The organism is Sorangium sp. So ce185 (genome assembly GCF_051526825.1).
Lineage (GTDB): Bacteria > Myxococcota_A > Polyangia > Polyangiales > Polyangiaceae > Sorangium > Sorangium cellulosum_D.
The window spans coordinates 388,703-407,163 of sequence record NZ_CP150316.1 but is presented as its reverse complement, the minus strand read 5'-3'; the positions used below and the strand labels follow the sequence as shown (position 1 = coordinate 407,163).

The following is an 18,461-nucleotide window of genomic DNA, read 5'->3' as shown; positions in this document are numbered from 1 at the left end:
CCCGGCCTGCACGCGCAGCCACAGGCGTTCTCCCATTGCGACCGTCTGTGTACTCGGCTGTAAACCGAGCGCGAAGGCGACAAATCGCGCCACGCGGCGACAAACCGCGCCACGCGGCGACAAACCGCGCCACCAGCGACAAACCGCGCCAGGCCAGGGGCGGTCGGCACAACCTCCCACGATCTCCGCCTCCCTGAGGCGCTCGCGCATCATCTCGACATCTGGTCCTCCCCCGCTTCGGCGAGGAGGATGATGCCTGTCATGGCGCTCACGCTGGCTTGGCCCCGGCGAATCCATCTAAGATCGGGCCGAGGAGGTTCTTCATGCGCACGCATCGACCCGTCTTGCTCGCGACGCTCCTCTCGGCCGTCGCCGCCTTGATGTCCGCCGCGCCCGGATGCGGGGACGACGAGACGCGGGCGAGCAGCGGAGGGCCGGCGCCGACAGGCGGCGACTTCTTCTCCAGGTATGCGAAGGCCCTCTGCGACCGCACCTTCGCGTGCTGCGACGCGGCGACCCGGGCCGCGCATGACCTGGACGCGAGCTCCGCCGACGCGTGCGCCTCGACGCTCGAAGCGATCCTCGTCGCCGTCACCGGCGGAGGCGAGGTGAACGGCACGTTCGTCCCGGAAAGGGCGGAGGCGTGCCTCGCCGAGGTGGACGCGGCCCCCTGCGCCGAGCTTCAGATCCTGGGCGTGCTCTTGGGGGTGAACGACGGGTTCACGCCGTCCTGCCTCGGTGCGTGGGACGGCTCCGTGCCCGAGGGCGGGACGTGCGCCACGGACTGGGACTGCGCCCGGGACCGCTGCGTGCGCAGCACCGACGCGAGCGGGCAGACGACGTCGGCGTGCAGGGCGAGGGCGGCGGTCGGAGAGCCATGCTCCTCGGCGTTCTACTGCGACGAGGCGCTCCGATGCGACCAGCCCTCGCCGTCCGACGAGGGGACGTGCGCGCCACGGCTCGCCGTGGGCGCGCCGTGCAAGGGAACCCTCGACTGCCAGGAGGAGCTTCGCTGCGGCGAGGACGGGACGTGCCAGGCGCGCGAGCCGGCGGGCGGTCCATGCGCGTCGGACGGAGACTGCGCGGCCGGTATGGCGTGCGATGGCGCCACGTGCGCGCCGCTCGGCGCCGCCGGCGCGCCCTGCTCCGCCGATTCGGACTGCGCGTCATCCGCGTGCGCCGCTGCGACGGGCACCTGCGCCGACGTCTGCAAGGGCAGCTGATCGCAGGGCAAGAGGCCGCGGCTACCGCCGCTCGCGAGCGCCTGCTCCCGCCTTCGTCCCGCGCGAGAGCCGCGCCTCGATGCCGTCGAGCACGCAATCGAGGCCCCCGTCGAACACGACGTCGGCCGGCGGGTGCGAGGCGTCCCGGACCACTTTGGCGAGCGTCGGGAAGCGGCCGGTGGCGATCATCCGGTGGATGTACGCGTCCGACGCTCGCTGCCATTCGGCCTGGCTCATGCCGCTCGCGAGCTCGGCGCGCAGCTCGTTGGCCTCGCCGCGGATGGCGCCGATCACATAGGCGTTGACGGTCCCGACGGCCAGCATGACGGCATCGATGTCCTCGAAGCCCGGAGCCCCGCTCAGCGCGGCGAACGAGGCCTCGAGGTGCGCGAGCGCGTTCGGACCGAGGTGCGCAGCGTCCTGTTCCGGGCTCCGCTCGAGGAGTACCGCCGGACGGGGGTCACGCAGTTCGCGATCGAGCAGCCGGGGTTCAAGGCATTCCTCACCACCTACGGCGATGGCCGCTGGGTCCTGATGTTCTGGGACGACGAGGAGCGCGACGCGGGCGCGCTGAGGGCGTTGATATCGAGGGCGATCGGCAGGTCGGACCTGGACGTCGAGATCGTCACCACCGGACGATGGGAGATGAGCGCCCTGATCGCGGATCGCTTCGCGTCCGGCAGGGTATTCCTCGCCGGGGACGCCGCGCACACCCTGCCGCCGAGCCGCGGCGGCTATGGCGCGAACACCGGCATCGAGGACGCCCACAACCTCGCGTGGAAGCTGTCAGCGGTCCTGTCGGGCGCGTCGACGAAAGCGCTGCTCGACACCTACGACGCCGAGCGACGCCCGATCGCGTGGCTCCGGCACGACCAGATCTTCGCCCGGGCCGACTACAAGGCATACGCGGGCGGGGCCGCCGCGGGCGTGCCGATCATCGACGACGATGCGATGGAGCTCGGTCAGCTGTACCGATCGACCGCGGTGCTCGGCGCGGGCGACGGGCTCCCGCCGGCGATGCGGCCCGAGCAATGGGCGGGTCAGCCGGGCACGCGCGCGCCGCACGCGTGGGTGGCGCGGGGCGACGAGCGGCTGTCCACGCTCGATCTGTTCCAGCGAACCTGGGTGCTGCTCGCCGAGGACGCGCGGTGGGGCCCCGCCGCGGCGCATGCCGTCGAGCGGCTCGGCGTCGCGCTCGAATGCGTTCGCGTCGGCGTCGATGTGCGCCCGGTCGAGGAGGGAGCGTTCAGGAGGGCGTTCGGCCTCGGGGCCGGGGGCGCGTCGCTGGTGCGCCCGGACGGCTACGTGGCGTGGCGCTCGATCGACCTGCCGGCGGATCCGCGCGGCGCGCTCGCCGATGCGCTCGCGCAGGTGTCGTCCGCCGCGCGCCGGCCCGAGCGCGTCGCCCCGTAGGGCCGATGCGAGCTCAGCGGCTCGGCGACGCGAGGTTCCCCGGCGATCGTCCCGGAGCCGGCCGCGAGGGGGCCGAGCGAGGGCTATGATGCCGGAACATCATGAAGATCGCCGTCTACGGTCTCGGAACCATCGGCGGGCTGCTCGGCGCCCGGCTGGCCACAGCTGGCTGCGACGTCAGCGCCGTCGCGCGCGGAGAGAACCTCGCCGCCGTGCAGCGACGCGGCTTGCTGCTGCAAATCCAGGAAGAGCTCGCCAGCGTGCCGATCCGCGCCGCGCCGGATCCGGCCGCGCTCGGCGCGCAGGACGTCGTGATCATCGCGGTCAAGGCCACCGCGCTGACCGACGTCGCCGCGCGCATCGCGCCGCTGCTCCGCCCAGACACGATCGTCGTCCCCGCGATGAACGGCGTGCCGTGGTGGTTCTTCGCGCCCGAGAGCGTGCCGTATGCCGGCGCCCGACTGAGGTCGCTCGATCCGGGCGGCGTCCTGCCGCGCGCCATCCCGCTCCGCCAGGTGATCGGCTGCGTCGTGCATCTGTCGGGCTCCAGCCCGGAGCCGGGGCTCGTGCGCGTGGGCCTCGGCAATCGCCTGCTCCTCGGCGAGCCGGCCGGCGGAGGCTCGGGCCGGGTGGACGCGCTCGTCAATCTGCTGCGGCGCGCCGGCTTCGACGCCGAGGCGAGCGCCGATATCCGGACGGACATCTGGTACAAGCTGTGGGGCAACATGACGATGAACCCGGTGTCGGTGCTCACCGGCGCGACGTGCGACCGGATCCTCGATGATCCGCTGGTGCGCGGCTTCTGCCTCAAGGCGATGGAGGAAGCGGCGGCGATCGGCGCGAGGATCGGTTGCCCGATCGCGCAGAGCGGAGAGGACCGGATGGAGGTCACGCGCAAGCTCGGCGCGTTCAAGACATCGATGCTGCAGGACGCGGAGGCCGGCAAGCCGCTGGAGATCGACGCGCTGGTGACCGTGGTGCATGAAATCGGCAAGCTGACCGGCGTGCCCACGCCGACCATCGACGGCTTGCTCGGCCTGGTGCGCCTGTGCGGCCGCACGCGCGGCCTGGTCGCCGGATGATCCTCGAGCGAAACCCGCTCGTCCCCGGCTCGCCGGGCAGTGCTAACAATTCAACATGAAGGCGGGAAGGCGGGAAGAAAAGATCAATGATCTTCCTGCCTTCATGTGAACTCTCCCCGGGTAAATTTGAGCACTACCGCTCGCCCCCGGGCTACCCGAGCAGCGCGCGGCGGCACGGCTCAACCACCTCGGCGAGCGCCTGCCGCCGCAGCGCGCCCATCATCTCACGCGACAGCAGGCCGTGCTCGGGGGCGACGGCGCCGGGCGCGACGTCCGGATCGGCGCTCATCCCCGCGACCGCGCGCTCGAAGGCGCTCGCCGCCACCGCCCGCAGATCGTCGCCGGCGCCGCGCAGCAGCCAGGCGAGCGCCCGCCACCCCAGCTCCGCGTGCCGCCCCTCGTCCTCCGCGATGCGCTCGTACGTCCCGACGAGCGCCGGATCGCGCACGAGCCCGGCGAGCGCGCGCGCCTCGGCGGCGCCGACCGTCTCGCCGACGCACGCCTCCTCGACCAGCGCCGCCACGATCGCCGCGGCCGAGGTGGCCGGGGCGACGCCGGTCACGTCGAGCGGCCCCGGGCCGAGCGCGGCGCCGGCGTACGCGCTCGCGAGCGTGTACGCGGCGCGCGCGTGGGCGACCTCGTCCATCGCCGCCTGCTGCGCGCCGGCGAGCAGGGCCGGCGGCGCGCCGAGCGCGAGCAGCTCCAGCGAGAACCGCGCGAAGCTCGCGATCGACGCGTGCTCGAGCGCGGCGACGTCGCGCCAGTGCGCGGCGAGCGCGGCGCGCACGTCGCCGCAGAGCCCCGTGGTCTCCGGGGTGAGCGAGGCAGAGGTCCAGTCGGAGCGCGCCGCGCCGCCGGCGGTGCGCGCTCGGCCCTCGACGGCCAGCGGCCGGCCGATGGCGCAGCTCGGCGGCCGGCACGCCCACTCGCCCTCGCCGTCAGGCGCGACGCACTGCTCGTCTCCGGCCCTGCAGTCGGCCTCTGTGCGGCACGCATCGCCGGGGGCGCGGCAGGCGAGATCCAGCTCAACGCCGCACCCGTCGTCGTACAAGGAGACGCCGCACTCGCCGCTCGCGCAATCGTCGTTGGTGCGGCAGCCCGCGGAAACGCACGTCGGAAACACAAAATTGGTCGGCAAGACGCCGGGGCACACGCAGGCCTCGCCGGGGTTGCAGTCCTGATCCGTGGCGCAGGGATACACGCAACCGCAGTGCCACGCCGGGCCGTCGAAATTGTCGACACGATACGAGCCGCACTTCCCGCCGGGCTTCTGCGTGCAGTCAGCGTCGGTCTTGCACGACATCTCGTCCTCGACGCCCTGGCACGCCGGCAACGAGCCCTCACAGGCGACGGCCTCGACGCGGTGAATCGTGCCGTCAGGGCACCTGGCGAAGCCGCTGTGCGCCCCGTTCGGCTGGGGTAACGGCACCGCGCCGTCGCACACGAAGGCGGGGTCCGCCGCGCCGGTCGAGCCGGTCGCGCCGCCCCCTTCGCCGCCGGTGCTCGCGGGGTCCACCGTGACGTGACCGCCGCACGCGGACGCCGTGAGGCCCAGGGCGGCCCAGATCGAGGCGCGCAGCGGCGCGAACGCGGGGACGAGAAAGCCGCGATGAATCGAGCTTGCTTTGAGCATGATTGACCTTCGTGTGCGGGTTCGCCGGGGGCCGCGGACGACTCAGGATCGCGCACTTCCCGGCGCTGGTCGGCGCAAATCACGCCCGAAAAGTGCTCCGGGAAGCGCTTTGGGAGTCCGGCCCCCGATGTGTCGTCATGCGCTGCGGCAGGAGACGATGATCCGCGGGGTCCCCCGGCTACGAGCCGTGCGCGGAGGCGAGCTTTGCGAGCGTCGCTCCGTCGGCCTCTCCCGTCACCGGCAGGCCGTGGTCGCTCTGGAAGTCTTCCAGGGCGATCCGAAGGAGGCCCTCCTCCCGGCCCTGCTCTTCGCTCTCCAGGTAACCGAGGCTCACGAGCCGCACCAGCGGCCCTTCCGCCGTATCGAGGGGCGGAAGATGGCCGAGCGAGAGCGCCATCTCTTCCTGGTCCTCGCCGGTGCCCAGGAGGAGCCGTCCCCTCGCCGCGGCGGGTGAGATGGGCACGACGATGAAGCCGTCGCCGTCCGTAGCGCCCTCGAACGTGGCGCCGTCGATCTCGAGCACGTAGGGCACGCCGGCGCGCGGCTCGGACTTCGCGTCCAGGAACCGGAGCCGCAGCTCCTCGGGCACGCCGCGGCGGCGGAAGGTGTGACGAGCGCCCGTGGGCCGCTCTTCGATCTTCAAGCGCTTGTCGGGGATGAAGACGACATCTTCGGTCGGCGAGAGGGCGCTGGGGTTCGAGCGCTTCTCGCGGAGGGCCGCGTTCTCGGGCAGGTTCCAGAGCGTATCGGGGTAGAACCCATAACGAAAAGCGATGCTCGACAGACACTCTCCTGGCCTCACGACGTGCTTGAAGCCCATCACGAATTCTCCTTGTCCTTCGAGCCCGTCGTCTCCTCGCCTCTCGAGACCACCTTCGAATTGTCGTTCGATCGGAGGAGCTGCGCCTGGAACTCACCGACCTCGAAGTATGGAATCGGCTCGAAGCGGCTCTCCTCGTCCCCCGGCGTGATCGAGCCGTACGTCTCGTCCTCGTCCTCCAGATCGAGATCGCCGAGGACGTAGTTGAGGAGGTGCAGGTAGCGATTGGCCTTATGGACGCGGTTGCAAAGGTCCATGTCGGCGCCGACGAGCTGCTCGAAGCCTTCGGGCTTCCCCGCCACCCAGCAATCGAGGAGATACCCCCGGGCTCGTCGATCCCACAGATCTTTGGATTCTGGACCCCTGTCGATCCATCCCAGGCCCACCTGGCGTAGATCGTCGTCCGACAGCTTCGTTTCTTCGAGCTCCATGCTCGTCGGGCCGACGTTCTTCGCCTTCTTGTTCTTCTTTTCCGCTTTCACGGGAGCGGGGCCGAGCTCGAGCACGGCCCTCAGCCCCGCGTCGATGGGATCGGCTTTCAACCGAGCGATCATGAAGTTTTTGAGCCGCTCGTCGGTCGGACGTCGGACGTCGTGGCAGTACGAGAGCCACAGCAGCAGGGACTCGCTGGTAAGCCCCCTGGACTCCTTGGCGAACGCTCCATAGTCCGCCTCCGGCACCTCGGGCGCGAGATCCGTTAGATCGGGATCTTTGAGCACGCACGAGAGGAGGACACAGAAGCTCTTGAGGCATACGGTCCAGTCGTCTCTCTTTCCTCGGCGCTGCTTCGCGAGCTCGCAGAGGTCGGCCAGCGACTCGCTGATCCCTCGAACGGCGTCCCTCCGCATGCACGCCACCTTTTCGCAGGCTTCCTCGATCTTCGACCTGAAGTCTCTCGGTAATTTCTGGATCTCGAACCGGCGCCAGGATTGGGGGCGGTCCCCGGTGCAGAGGAGGGCGCCCACCGGGCAATGGTCGCTGATGTCCGACCACCAGTTCAACGCGCGATGGTCGAAGTCGAGCGGCAAGAGGCCGCCGCCCGGGGCGACGATCCCCGCCTGCCGGAAGACGAACGTCTTCGAGTGCGCGAAGAAGTCCGCGCGCTTGTTGAGGACGACGACCCTCCGCTCTCCTTCTTCCCCGTCTTCCTGCTTCGCGAGGATCATCCGGGTCGTGCGGTCCTGGATGTTCTGGGCGTTTCCCTTCAAGCGGGTCTGGTTCGTCGCCGACACCGAGATCGCGAGGTCGAGGTTCGCCTTGGCCAGATGGGACTCGAAGAGCTGGCTCTTGCAATGGTTCAGCTTGGTCGACTTGACCACCGTCGACTCGGGATCGAGGTAGTAGTCGCCGGCGAGCACCCAGTGCCCGCCTGCCTTGCCGACGTAGGCGAACATCCCTTCGAGCTGCTCGTACTCTCCCTGTCGCTTGAGCCCGTGCCCCGCGGGCGTCGTGTGGACGACGCCGACGGAGACCTTCTGGCCCTTCGGCTCGAGGAGCTCCAGGTCGTGGACGACGACGGGCCGGCAGTAGGCTGGCCAGAAGCGCGTTTGCAGGTAGGCGACGAGCTGCCCTTCGGGCTGGGCGTCGAGCTGCCGGCACGCCTTCTCGTAGTTCTTGAACTGGCGAACGAGCTTCTTGTCCGGCTTGGCCTTGTTGCTCGTCTTCTTATAATCGGCGATCACCTGCTTCAAGTCGTCCGCGGGCTTCATCTGCACGAGCAGCAATTGGACCTCGGGGTGCTGGTCGAGCGTGAAGACCCATTTGCGGACCCAGGGCGCTCCTCTGGAGCGAGCGGTGCTCTTGATCGAGCGGACGTAGGTGCCGGCGTTGGTCCGCACGGGCGCCCCTCCGTTCTTGTTCAGCTGCTTGTTCAGCTCCTCCAGCAGCGCCACGGGCAGGTAGACGGAGCCGTCCTTCGGTGGTTTTTTCAGAGGAAGTCTCTTCACGATGGACAGAGCCTTTTCGCCTGGAAGCTCGCACAGCTTGAGGGCGCAGGGTTTCTTTGCCCAGTAATGGACCCCGGGCGCCAGGCGCTCGCCGTCGTAGGACGCCCAAGCGTCGTCTTCGCGAGCCTTCCTGAACATGCGGGATCGCACGACGACGGGGTAGTACTCCGGCTGGCCCAGCCGCACGCTCTTCCAGGTCTTGAACCACCCCAGGTCCACTTCCACTTCGCGGAGCTTCACGCCCTCGCCCTCGCCCGTCACTCGGACCTTGAGGTCCTTCCCCCAGATCGACCATGTCTCCTCTCTCACGGAGCCGGGATCGTAGACCTCGGGGGCGTCCTCTTCGGGGGAGCCGTCGTCGTCTTCGCCCTCGTTGTCCGTCTCGTCGTCCTCGCCCTTCGTGCCCCCCTCGTCCTCCTCCTCGTCGTCGACCTCGATCTCGGGGCCGACCGCGGAGAACGATCGCATGAGCGGGCCGAAGCGGCACTCGAGGCCCCCCTCCTCCAGCGTGGCCACGAACGCGGCCTTCTCGAGCACGTCTCTCCCGGCGAGGTTCACCTCCTGGAGGGCCAGGACGTCGATCCAGAGGTGGCGCGTGAAGATCCAGGTGATGGTGCTGGTCTTCTCCTCCGCCTGGTTGATGTGGTTGAGGTTCCACGTCGCCACGCCGAGGCTGAGAGGAGGGGGCTTTCGCGTGTTGTCGGACCGCTTCGTCGGGTGCCCTTTGCCCGCCTTGGCGACCTTGAGCAGCTTGGGATCCGGTTTGAATCTCTTGTTCGGGTCGAAGGTCGCCCCCTCTCCCTCCTTGGCGCGCGCCCTCTTGGCCTTGCTGGAGGGCGGGTCCTTCTCGGGCGGGATCTCCGTGCTCGTCGAATCGAACTTGATCGACCAGGAGCTCCAATTCAGCCACTGCTCCTGCACGTTCGGCACCTGCGGGTACAGCCACGAAGAGCCGAAGTCGAACCCGACGAGGCGTTCACTCTCGTGCATGTGGCGCTCGTGCGAGTTCCGCGCGCAGTCCGGGTTGGTGCAAGCGAAGCAACGACCGCATTGGGTCCGCCGCTGGCAAGAGAAGCATCCGTAGAACGTGGTGAGGGTCTCGCACTTGGGGCACAGCGGCTCGTCGATGACGTTCATGGCAATCCTGTCGCTCCGATGTTGCTCACGATGGGTTCACGGGATCACAGAACGCTTGCGCGATCGCGGGACCGCGCTTCTCTCGACCGAGGCTTGAGGCTGCGAATCCTCTCGATGAATAAAAGCGTTTTGGACGTTGCCCCCTGCTGGCGCGCTCAGGCCTGCTTGCTCCCCTCCTCCACCGCCTTTCGGATCCCCCGCAGCATCTCCAGCACGGCGTCCGCGCCGCCCCACGGGTACGCCATCCGCAGGGTCCCCTCGAGCAGCGCGTCGAGCGACGCGCCGTCGGCCCCGGCCGGCCCGGCGCCCGCCTGCGCCCCAGCCGAATGGGCGAGCTTGGAGACGAGCGACGGGATCCGCTCGATGCCGAGGAGATCCCACGGGTGCGGGAGGCCGCGCTCCAGGCACCAGGCGTCGTACTGCTTGGCCAGCGCGAACTCGGGCAGCTCCCAGTGCTCCATGTCCCAGATCGCGCAGTAATCGCCGGCCGGGGTGGAGCGGTAGAAGACCTCCGATCGCATGTGGCGCGCCGCCTGGGGCGCGGCGCCGGCGTAGCCCCCGCCCGGCGCCGGAGCGGGCCCGCCGGCGGGGACGCCCGAGGCCGCCGGCGCCCCGGCGGGCGCGCCCGGCGTGGCCGCGGCCCCCGTCGCGGGCGCCTTCACGAGCCGCAGGTGGTCGAGGATCGCGTTGACCGCGTGGCGCCCGGACTCGTTCGCCGCCTCCATGGTCGACATGCGGGTGAAGGTCTTCAGGTACACACCGGCGAAGACCAGCTTGCCCCAGTGCACGAGATAGCCGCCGTGGGGAGCCTGCCACAGCGCCGCGTCCGGCGCCTTCGCCGGCGGCGGGCTCACCACCCGCGGGGTCGGATCCCACGGCGGCGGGCCGGGGCGGCTCTGGAAATCGGCCTTGATCGGCACGAGGTACGGGACCCGGGCGCGCGTGAACACGCCGCGCTCGTCGAACTCGAGGTACTCGTCGAGGTAAAACCAGGTCGGCGCCGGAGGATCGTAGATCGGCGCCTCGGCCGCGCCCGCCGGGCGCATCTCGGCCACGATCTGCGCGAATACCTGCTCGGCGATCTCCACCGGGCCGCACTCGGCCGCGGTCCTGCCGGCCGCCGCGCCCTCCCGCGCCCGGGTGTTCCAGTCGCAGAGGTCGATGCTGAGCAGCGAGACGAACCCGTCGCGCTCGAGCGTGGGGCGCCGCCGCCAGAACTGCGCGCTGTTGATCGAGGTCAATCCCCAGGGCGCCTGGCTGTAATAGACATATCCATTGTTGATCTTCAGCTCCTGGGTGAAGAAGAACTGGAGACCCGACATCGTCTGGAAGCGATCCCAGGCCGTCACGCCGAACGCGTGCCCCGCGCCGGCCGCCGGCCGCGGCGCCCCCTCGCCCTCCTCGGGCGGCGCCGGCCGGACCTTCGTGGTGAAGCCGCCGAGATCCCTCGGCACGCCCGCGGCGACCCCGGCCCGGCGCAGCGGCTCGGTGACCGCCTCCGCCGAGCACGCGTCGGTGGCGACCACGTGGTAATCGGCGCTCCGGAGGGCCTCGGCGAGCTCCCGCTCCCGCGGCGTGAGGTCGTCCCCCGCGGGCCGCTCCCCGGTGGCGAGGCGGATCAGGAAGCCGTGGGGCACGATCTCGCCGCCCTCGAGCTCGAGGCGCTCCAGCCCGCCGAGGATGAACTGCACCCCGAGGCGGCGCTCCAGGTACGCCCTCCAGGGCTCGAGCCACGCCTCGGTGGTCGGGCCGCTCAGCGTGCCGTCGACCTTGGGCAGCGTGCGGACCCAGTTGTAAAAGAGCTGCACGTACGTGTTCCCGCACGTCCGCGCGTCGCCCCACACCGCGTCGAACGAGGCGAGGACGCGCGATTGCGTCTTGGCGTCCCGCTCGAACCGCTCGCTGTAATGGTAGAGCCGGGCCCCGGTCGCGGGATCGTACCCCTCGAGGTACTCCCACCACGAGATGCGCTCCATCTCCTGCGCCCGGCGCCCGGCGGAGGTGCACATGTACCGCAGGACGCGCAGCATGAGCTGCGTGAGATCCGCCGCCGTGTAGCCCATGGTGCGGAGCGCCGCGAGGCGCTCGGCGCGCTCGTGATCCGAGCCGGGCGGCGAGCGCGGCATGATGAGCGGGCTGAGCCCGCCGCTGACGATGCCCTGGTTCGGGGTGGGCACCACGTTGTCGTAAACGGTCCTGCCGCTCTCGTTGCCGTCCTCGTCGAGGAGCGGGATCCGGCGCATCGTGTCGAAGACGTGGTTGTAATACGAGGGGAAGAAGCGAAAGCCGTGCTCGCCAGGGAGCACCGTGAAGCAGACCTCGACGACGGCCCAGCGGTTGTGGTCCGGCGCCTCGCCGTCCGAGCGCCGCGGCGCCCGCTCGCCCTGCCTGCTGGCCGCGATCGTGCACGCGGCGCCGCCCGCGGCGGCGGCGATCAGCGCGCGCGCCGCCTCGGCCCGCTCGACGCAGAGCTCGCGGTGCTCCTCGGGGTTGGTCAGCGGCCGCGAGCCGGGGCCGGGCGGCGGCGCGTCGTCGTGGGCGTCGGCGTAGCCGGTGATCTCCAGCCGGAAATCGACGTCCTTGCCGCGGAGGTACGCGAGCAGCGCGCGCACGCGCGCCTCGACGTCGGCGCGCGTCTCGCCGCCGGGCGCGTCGTGGCGCCCGCGCGCGAACGGGACGTGGATCGGGACGAGGCGCAGGTCGCGCGCCTCGGCGACGGCGCTCATCCCGTCGACGTCGCTGCGGCAAAACCGCGCCGACCAGGGCCCCTCGGCCCCGCCCGGCCGCGCCTGCCGGCCGATCGCGTACTGCGTCCGCGCCACGCCGCCCATGGCGATCCGGCGCCGGCCGTGCCGGTCGAGGCAGGTGTCCTGCTCGACGACGCGCACCACGAAGCCGCGCTCCGCGAGCTCGTGCGCGACCGTCAGCCCGGCGATCCCGGCGCCGAAGACGTTCACGGTGGGCCGCCGGCCCGCGTCGCTCCCGCCGCCCATCAGAACGCCGCCTTTCCGCCGCCGTGGAGGTACGCGCCGGGCTCGTCCGCGAGCGCGCCGGCGCCGCGACCCGGCCCGACGCGGAGCTCGACGCGGCCCCGCTTGGTGGACGCGCACTCGAGCAGGAACTGGCTGTCGGGGACGTCGGGCGTGGGCGTCAGGCACAGGGAGTGGACGCGCCAGACGGCCTCAATCTCGGCGGCGGCCGGGCCGCCGCGCAGCGAGCCGAGGAGCCGGGCGATCGAGAGCCCCTCGGCCTCCATCGAGAGCCACGCCGAGCGGTAGAGGAGCTCCCCGTCCGACCTGCGCCGGAGGAGCAGCCGAGCGCGCCCGCGCGGGCGTAGATCGGCGCGCACGCCGCCGAGGTCGGGGAGGAGCCCGACGCCGCAGAAGCGGAGCGACTCGGTCTCGGTCTCGAGCGGGTCGGGGAAGCGCGTCCACAGCGCCCCCTCGACGAGCGCCTCGGGCTCGGCGGGATCGTCCTGCCGCACCTCGTCGAGGCCAGGGGTGCCCCAGAGCTGCAGCGCGCGCTGCTCGCCGTCCTCGTGCTTGCGGAGGACCAGCGCGACGCGCCCCGCGCCGGCCGCCGAGCCCGCCCAGAAGAGGCAGGCGCCCGGCGCGACGCGATCCCAGAGGGCGCCGCCCCACTCCCGGAAGGGGCGGAGCAGCTCCGGCGCGTCGGCCGGCGCGATGGCCTCGCCGAGCTCCCGGCAGCGCTCGAGGCCCACAAGGCCGCGCCCGATGTCGCCGTGCCTGCCGCCGTCCCAGCCGCCCACGCACAGGGCCGCCGTCACCGCGTCCTCGGACAGCGCCGCGAGCGGCACCCGGCCCTCGATGAACAGCGCCCGGGCGATCGCCGGCCGCCCCTCGGCGTAGACGCGCGCAGGGTCCGCGATCGGGACGCCCGTCAGGTGCTCGGCGACGGCGCGCGCCCACGCCTCGCCCGCGGACGCGTCGAAGCGGCGGTAGGCGCCGTGCTCGAAGGCGCGGGCGAGGCGGCCGCCGTCCCGCGCCCGGTCGAGGAGGAGGCCGGCGATCGCCTGGGGGTCGTCCGGCGCCCCGCCCTCGTCCGGGAAGAGATCCGGGTCGTTGAGCGCGCGGCGGAGCCTGGGCGGCTCGAGGTCGGCCGCGAAGCTGGCCGCCCTCGCCTTCACGCCGTCGCTCCGGAAGGCGCCGAGCGCCCGCTCCAGCGCGGGAGGAGCGGGCGTTTCCGGGCGCGGCGCGGGCGCGGCCTCCGGCGCGCGCGCTTCGCCGCCGTCGAAGAGGTGCACGGGCGCCTGCACGGGCCTACGGCGCGGATCGGTGTGTCGCTGCTGCATGGGTCCTTCCTTCCGGTGAGAGATCGAGCCCCGGCGCCACGGCCGCCGCGAGCGCCCGCGGCCGCGCCACCCCCTGCGCCGCCATCCACGCCTCGGCGCGCCGGATCTGCGCGGCCCCCGCGCTGCCCCCCGCGAGCTGCCCCAGCGCGAGCCGCGCCGCCTCGCGGTGCAGCGCCATCTCCAGCCGATCGAACCCCGCGATCGCGGCCTCGAGCGCGCGCGCCGCCTCGCCGGCGCGCCGCTCGACGCGCGCGAGCCCGGCGCGGAGCAGCTGCCCGATCGGCGCGCCGGCCGCGAGCGGATCCCGCTCGATGCGGCGGATCTGCGCGCGCGCGTCGTCGAGCAGCGCCCGCTCGGTCCACCCCGCGCGCCGCGCGCGCGGGCGCGTGGCCGCCGCCGCGAGCGCGGCGCGCGCCCGCGTCCAGCGCAGCTCGAGGCCCGTCCCGCGCAGCGGCAGCAGGAACGACGCTTCCAGGCGCGGCCAGTGATCGAGCACCGCCGCCCACGCCGCCCAGGGGTCGCCCCGGTAGAGCGCCGCGTAGCCCGACGCGATCATGGCGGCGTACTCCTGGCGCCGATAGCCGTGCTCGGGCCAGCGGCGCGAGCGCGACGCCTGGCGGCCGAGCGCCGCCGCCGCGCTCGCCTGCGCCTCGTCGCCGCGGTCGGCGGCGAGCCACGCGAGCATCGGCTCGCCCACGTGCGCCTCGCAGAGCGCGTGCACGTCGCCGCGGCGGCGCGCGTCGCCCGCGAGCTCCGACAGGCGCGGGAGCAGCTCGCGCAGCTCGCCGAGCCAGGCCAGGGCGAAGTGGTGGAAGATCGCCACGGTGACGCGCTCCCAGGCCGTGCCGGGGCAGCGCTCGCGGAAGAGCGTGTCCGCGCGCCGGCACGCCTCCGCCGTCCTCCGCCACTCCCCGCGGGTGAACGCCACGTTGACGAGGGCCAGCTCGCGCCACGCCGCGTCGTACGGGTCCCCCGTGCGGACCGCGAGCGCGCTCACCTGCTCGAGCAGCGCCTCGACGCTGCGGTCGAGCAGGGCGCCGCCGAGGTGCGCCTCCATCGAGGCCTCGTAGGCGAGCGCGCGGCAGACGGTGGAGGCGTCGCCGACCTTCAGCACCCGCCGGAGGTGCAGCATCCGGAAGGCGTCGGCGAGGTGGGGGCTCAGCATCGACATGCTGGTGGAGGCGGTCCACAGCGCGTCGAGCCGCGGGCGCTCCGCGGCCGGCAGCGCCGCGGGGAAGGCCCGCCGCCGCGCGTCGGAGCGCCCGAGCAAGAAGGCGAGGCGCCGCCACGACGCGGCGGCGAGCGCGCCGGCGAACGATCCGGGGATCGGCACGCGGAGCGCCTCGAGCGTGCTCCTCATCTCGCGCCACCCCGCGTCGATGAACCCCGCCTTGAGGTGCTGCTCGGCCGCGCGACGCCGCAGCGCCAGCGCCCGCTCCGCGGCGGGCGGGCCGCCGACGTGCGCGGCGGCCTCGAGGTAGCGCTCCGCCGCCTCGGGCGCGCGGCCCAGGTTCACGAGCGCGTCGCCGAGCTTCTCGAGGATGCCCGCGCGCCCGGCCGCGTCGCCCGAGAGCGCGAGCCCCTTCTCGTAGAGGACGGCGGCGTGCTCGAAGGCGAGCGCGGCGGCCGCGCGGTCGGCGGCGCGGAGCGCGTGCTCCCCTGCCCTCCGGGGCTCGCCCGCGCCCTCCCAGTGGTACGCGAGCGCCTCGTGGTCGCGCGCCCCCTGCGCCTCGAGCGCCTCCGCGATGGCGCGGTGCCTGCCGGCGCGCTGCTCGGCCGGCAGGGCCGCGAGCAGGGCCTCGCGGATCCGGTCGTGGTAGATCGCCACGCCGCTCGCGCCGTCGCCCGCGATCTCGCGCAGGAGGTTCGCGTCGCGGAGCCGGGCGACGAGGGGCCGCTGCCGCTCGTCGAGCCCCGCGGCCGCGAGCGCGACGCCGCGCTCGAGCGGCTTGCCCGCGACGGCGGCGATCTCGAGGAGGCGCTGCGGCCCGGGGTCGAGCGCGCGGACGCGCGCCATCACGAGCGCCGCCACGTCGAGGGGCGCGCGCTCGTCCCCGGCGCCGCCCTCGGCGGCGCGCGCGCCGAGGTAGCGCGCCATCTCGGCCGCGATGAACGGGTTGCCCTCGGCCTGCGCGACGACGGCGTCGATCTGCCCCGCGCGCCGGGCGCCGTCCGCGCCGAGCATCGCCCGCGCGAGCGCCGCGACGTCGTCCACGGCGAGCGCGCCGAGCTCGATCGTGCGCGCCGCCCCGCCGCCGCCGTCCGCGCCCTCGAGCAGGTGCCGCAGGAGCGGGCTCCGCTGCCGCTCGTCGCTGCGGTACGTGAGCAGGAGCAGGAGCGGCGGCGCCGGCGCGCGGGTGAGCTCGTCGAGCAGCGGCGCCGAGTCGACGTCGCCCCACTGCACGTCGTCGAGCCACAGCACGACGAGGCGCGTCGCCGCGAGGCGGCCCATGAGGTCGCGCAGGGCCGCGGCGCCCTGCTGCTGGAGGGCGATCGGGTCGGGCTGGGCGGCGGGCTCGGGGCCGGAGAGGAGCGCGGGGAACTGCGCGAGCACGGGGAAGAGCTGGGTCAGCGCGCGGGCCCCCGCGGGCACGAGGGCCGAGAGCGCCTCGGCGGACAGCGTCTCGAGGTGGGCGGCGAGGCCGTCGATCGCCGCGTCGAGCGCCTTGTACGGCAGGCTCTCCGCCGGGTGGCAGCGCCCCTGCAGCACGAGGAGGTCGCCCGCGCGCCGCTGGGCCTCGAGGAGCTCGCGCACCAGCGTCGATTTGCCGATCCCCGAGGGGCCGTGGACGTGCACCGTGATCTGCCGCCGCGCTCCGGCGACCTCGTCGAGCGCCCGCGCGATCGCCGCCATCTCGGCGGCCCGCCCGACGAACGGCGGCCCCGGCGCGGCCTCCGCGGCGCGGGCGGCCCCGGCGCCGCCCTGCCCCGGCGCGAGCACGGCGAGGCACGCCTCCGCGCCAGGGCGCCGATCGGGATCCACGGCGAGGAGGGCCATCGCGAGCTCGAGGAGGTCCTCGGGCGCGTCGGGGGCGAGGGCGAGCGCGGGCTTCGGCGCGTACTGGACCTTCTGGTAGAGGATCATGTCCACCGTCCCGCGGAACGGGAGCACGCCGGTGAGCGCCTCGTAGAGGATGACCCCGACCGCGTAGAGGTCTGCCGCCCGCGTGATCGCGCCGAGGCGGGCCTGCTCGGGCGCCATGTACGCCGGGGTGCCGGCGATCTCGCCCGGCGGACGCTCGCTCGCGCCGCGGAACGCCGTGACCAGCCCGAAGTCGAGGAGCGTGATCCGATCGCCCGCGGAGACGAGGACGTTCGCGGGCTTGACGTCGCGGTGGACGCGGCCGGACGCGTGCAGGGCGTGCAGCCCCCGGACGAGCCCTGCGAGCCCCTGGCGCAGGCGCGCCCAGGCCTGCTCGGGGACGGGCCCCTGCGCGCCGCGCACTTCGTCCAGCGCGGCGGGCGCGGTCGGCGCGCCCGCCGCGCTCGACGAAGGGCGCAGCGCGAGCGGCGGCGTCTTCCCCGCCGCGCTGGCGGTCGTGTCGCCGCCGGGCGCGGGGGTGGCCGGGGTCAGGGTCATGGTGGCCGTCGCGCGCTCGGCGGTCGGCGCCTGGACGGAGGCCCCGGGGATGCCGAGGTCGTCGCGGATCCAGCGGAGCAGGTCCTTCCCCTCGACGAGCTCCATCGTGAAGAAGCAGCGCTCGTCGTCGACGAAGAGCTCGTGCAGCTGGAGGAGGTTCGGGTGCGTCACGCCGGCGAGCGCGCGGAACTCGCTCTTCAGGCGGAGCACCTGCTCCGGCCCCGGCTGGCGCATCATCTTGAGCGCCACGTCCTGGCCGAGCTCGCGATCGTGGACGCGGTAGACGGTCCCCATCCCGCCGTGGCCGAGGTGGGCTCGGAGCTCGAAACGCCCGGTGCCCAGGAACGAGGCGCTCTTGCTCGTCATCCGCGGGTCGGAGAGTATAGAGGAGAAGCGGACGTCCACGCAGTCGCGCGGGCAGGGTGGCAGGAAAATCGATGGTCGCGCCGAGCCCAGAGCGGCACCTCTTGAACCACAGCCTGGCGATGGCGCTCCTCTCGTGGAACCTGCACGTGTTCCAGCCGGCGCTGGCGCTCCGCCGGCTGGGCCTCTACCGGCCGGCGACGCTCGGCGACCGGCCGGAGGCGGGCGCGCCGCGGGGCGGCGGGCCGGATCTCTCGCTGCGTCACGCGCAGCCGGTGCTGCTGCCCGGCGAGCCGGAGGGCTACGAGAGCGTGCGGGCGTTCGACGACGTGGCCCACCTGTACGAGGCCGTGGTGCGGCCGTTCTCGGATCCCATCGTGGACGAGACGGTAGCGCTGATGCGGCCCTACCTCGCGCCGAGCGCCCGGATCCTCGATCCCTCCGCCGGGACGGGGCAGGCGGCGATCCGGCTGTCGCGGCTCGTGCCGGAGGGGGAGGTCGTCGCGGCCGATCTGTCGCGGGGGATGATCGAGCAGGCCCACGAGGGCGCGCGGCGCGCGGGCTGCGGCAACATGGCCTTCTTCCAGGCCGACGTGGCGCGGCCGCCGGCGGCGTTCGCGGGGTACTTCGACGCGATCTTCTGCTGCCTGTCGTTCCACCACTACCCGGACGGCGCGGCCGCCGCCCGGGCGTTCCGCGGCGCGCTCGCGCCCGGCGGGAGGGCGTTCGTCGCCGACGCCGGCCCCGCGTGGTTCGTCGAGCTGGCGCGCCCGATCTCGATGCTCGCCGATCCCGGCTTCGTCCGGCACCGGACGGGCGAGGAGTTCCAGCGCCTCTTCCTCGAGGCGGGCTTCTCGTCGGTGTTCTGGATCGAGGCGCTGCCGGGGATCGGCGTCACCATCGCGTCCGCGTAGCCGCGACAGCGCCTCGCCCCGGAGGCCCGCGTCAGCGC

11 protein-coding genes are annotated in these 18,461 nt (G+C 73.1%); 4 read left to right on the top strand and 7 right to left on the bottom strand.

Annotated features, from left to right (window positions below):
* The first annotated feature begins 323 nt into the window (after positions 1–323).
* Positions 324–1,223, top strand: coding sequence for a hypothetical protein (locus WMF26_RS01570; RefSeq protein ID WP_437998857.1), 900 nt, complete (start codon positions 324–326; stop codon positions 1,221–1,223).
* Between the two features lie 21 nt (positions 1,224–1,244).
* On the opposite strand, the gene WMF26_RS01565 is transcribed toward WMF26_RS01570, so the two are convergent.
* Positions 1,245–1,586, bottom strand: a complete 342-nt coding sequence (locus tag WMF26_RS01565; RefSeq protein WP_438002510.1) for a TetR/AcrR family transcriptional regulator C-terminal domain-containing protein — start codon at positions 1,584–1,586, stop codon at positions 1,245–1,247.
* Between the two features lie 21 nt (positions 1,587–1,607).
* Between WMF26_RS01565 and WMF26_RS01560 the strand changes: the two genes are divergently transcribed.
* Together WMF26_RS01560 and WMF26_RS01555 are read left to right on the top strand one after the other, a co-directional pair.
* The gene (locus tag WMF26_RS01560; RefSeq protein ID WP_437998856.1) at positions 1,608–2,636 is read left to right on the top strand and encodes an FAD-dependent monooxygenase; all 1,029 of its coding nucleotides are present in this window, start codon (positions 1,608–1,610) and stop codon (positions 2,634–2,636) included.
* Positions 2,637–2,737: 101 nt separating this feature from the next.
* A complete protein-coding gene (locus WMF26_RS01555; protein WP_437998855.1) occupies positions 2,738–3,718 on the top strand; it encodes a 2-dehydropantoate 2-reductase in 981 nt (326 codons plus the stop codon).
* Between the two features lie 151 nt (positions 3,719–3,869).
* On the opposite strand, the gene WMF26_RS01550 is transcribed toward WMF26_RS01555, so the two are convergent.
* The 6 genes from WMF26_RS01550 to WMF26_RS01525 all read right to left on the bottom strand — a co-directional run bounded on the left by WMF26_RS01550 (position 3,870) and on the right by WMF26_RS01525 (position 17,512).
* Positions 3,870–5,351: a ferritin-like domain-containing protein gene (locus tag WMF26_RS01550; RefSeq protein WP_437998854.1), complete on the bottom strand. Its 1,482-nt coding sequence runs from the start codon at positions 5,349–5,351 to the stop codon at positions 3,870–3,872.
* A 178-nt stretch (positions 5,352–5,529) separates the two neighbouring features.
* Positions 5,530–6,171 (bottom strand): peptidoglycan-binding protein, encoded by a 642-nt coding sequence (locus WMF26_RS01545; RefSeq protein ID WP_437998853.1) that lies wholly within the window; start codon positions 6,169–6,171, stop codon positions 5,530–5,532.
* A complete protein-coding gene (locus WMF26_RS01540) occupies positions 6,171–9,254 on the bottom strand; it encodes a hypothetical protein (RefSeq protein WP_437998852.1) in 3,084 nt (1,027 codons plus the stop codon). The genes WMF26_RS01545 and WMF26_RS01540 overlap by 1 nt, the downstream gene beginning before the upstream one ends.
* Positions 9,255–9,409: 155 nt before the next feature.
* Positions 9,410–12,247 (bottom strand): NAD(P)-binding protein, encoded by a 2,838-nt coding sequence (locus WMF26_RS01535; protein ID WP_437998851.1) that lies wholly within the window; start codon positions 12,245–12,247, stop codon positions 9,410–9,412.
* The gene (locus WMF26_RS01530) at positions 12,247–13,566 is read right to left on the bottom strand and encodes a hypothetical protein (protein ID WP_437998850.1); all 1,320 of its coding nucleotides are present in this window, start codon (positions 13,564–13,566) and stop codon (positions 12,247–12,249) included. Before WMF26_RS01530 ends, WMF26_RS01535 begins: the two co-directional genes overlap by 1 nt.
* The gene (locus WMF26_RS01525) at positions 13,535–17,512 is read right to left on the bottom strand and encodes a serine/threonine-protein kinase (protein WP_437998849.1); all 3,978 of its coding nucleotides are present in this window, start codon (positions 17,510–17,512) and stop codon (positions 13,535–13,537) included. Before WMF26_RS01525 ends, WMF26_RS01530 begins: the two co-directional genes overlap by 32 nt.
* A 71-nt stretch (positions 17,513–17,583) precedes the next feature.
* On the opposite strand from WMF26_RS01525, the gene WMF26_RS01520 reads away from it, so the two are divergent.
* The gene (locus WMF26_RS01520) at positions 17,584–18,423 is read left to right on the top strand and encodes a class I SAM-dependent methyltransferase (protein WP_437953601.1); all 840 of its coding nucleotides are present in this window, start codon (positions 17,584–17,586) and stop codon (positions 18,421–18,423) included.
* The last annotated feature ends 38 nt before the right edge of the window (positions 18,424–18,461 follow it).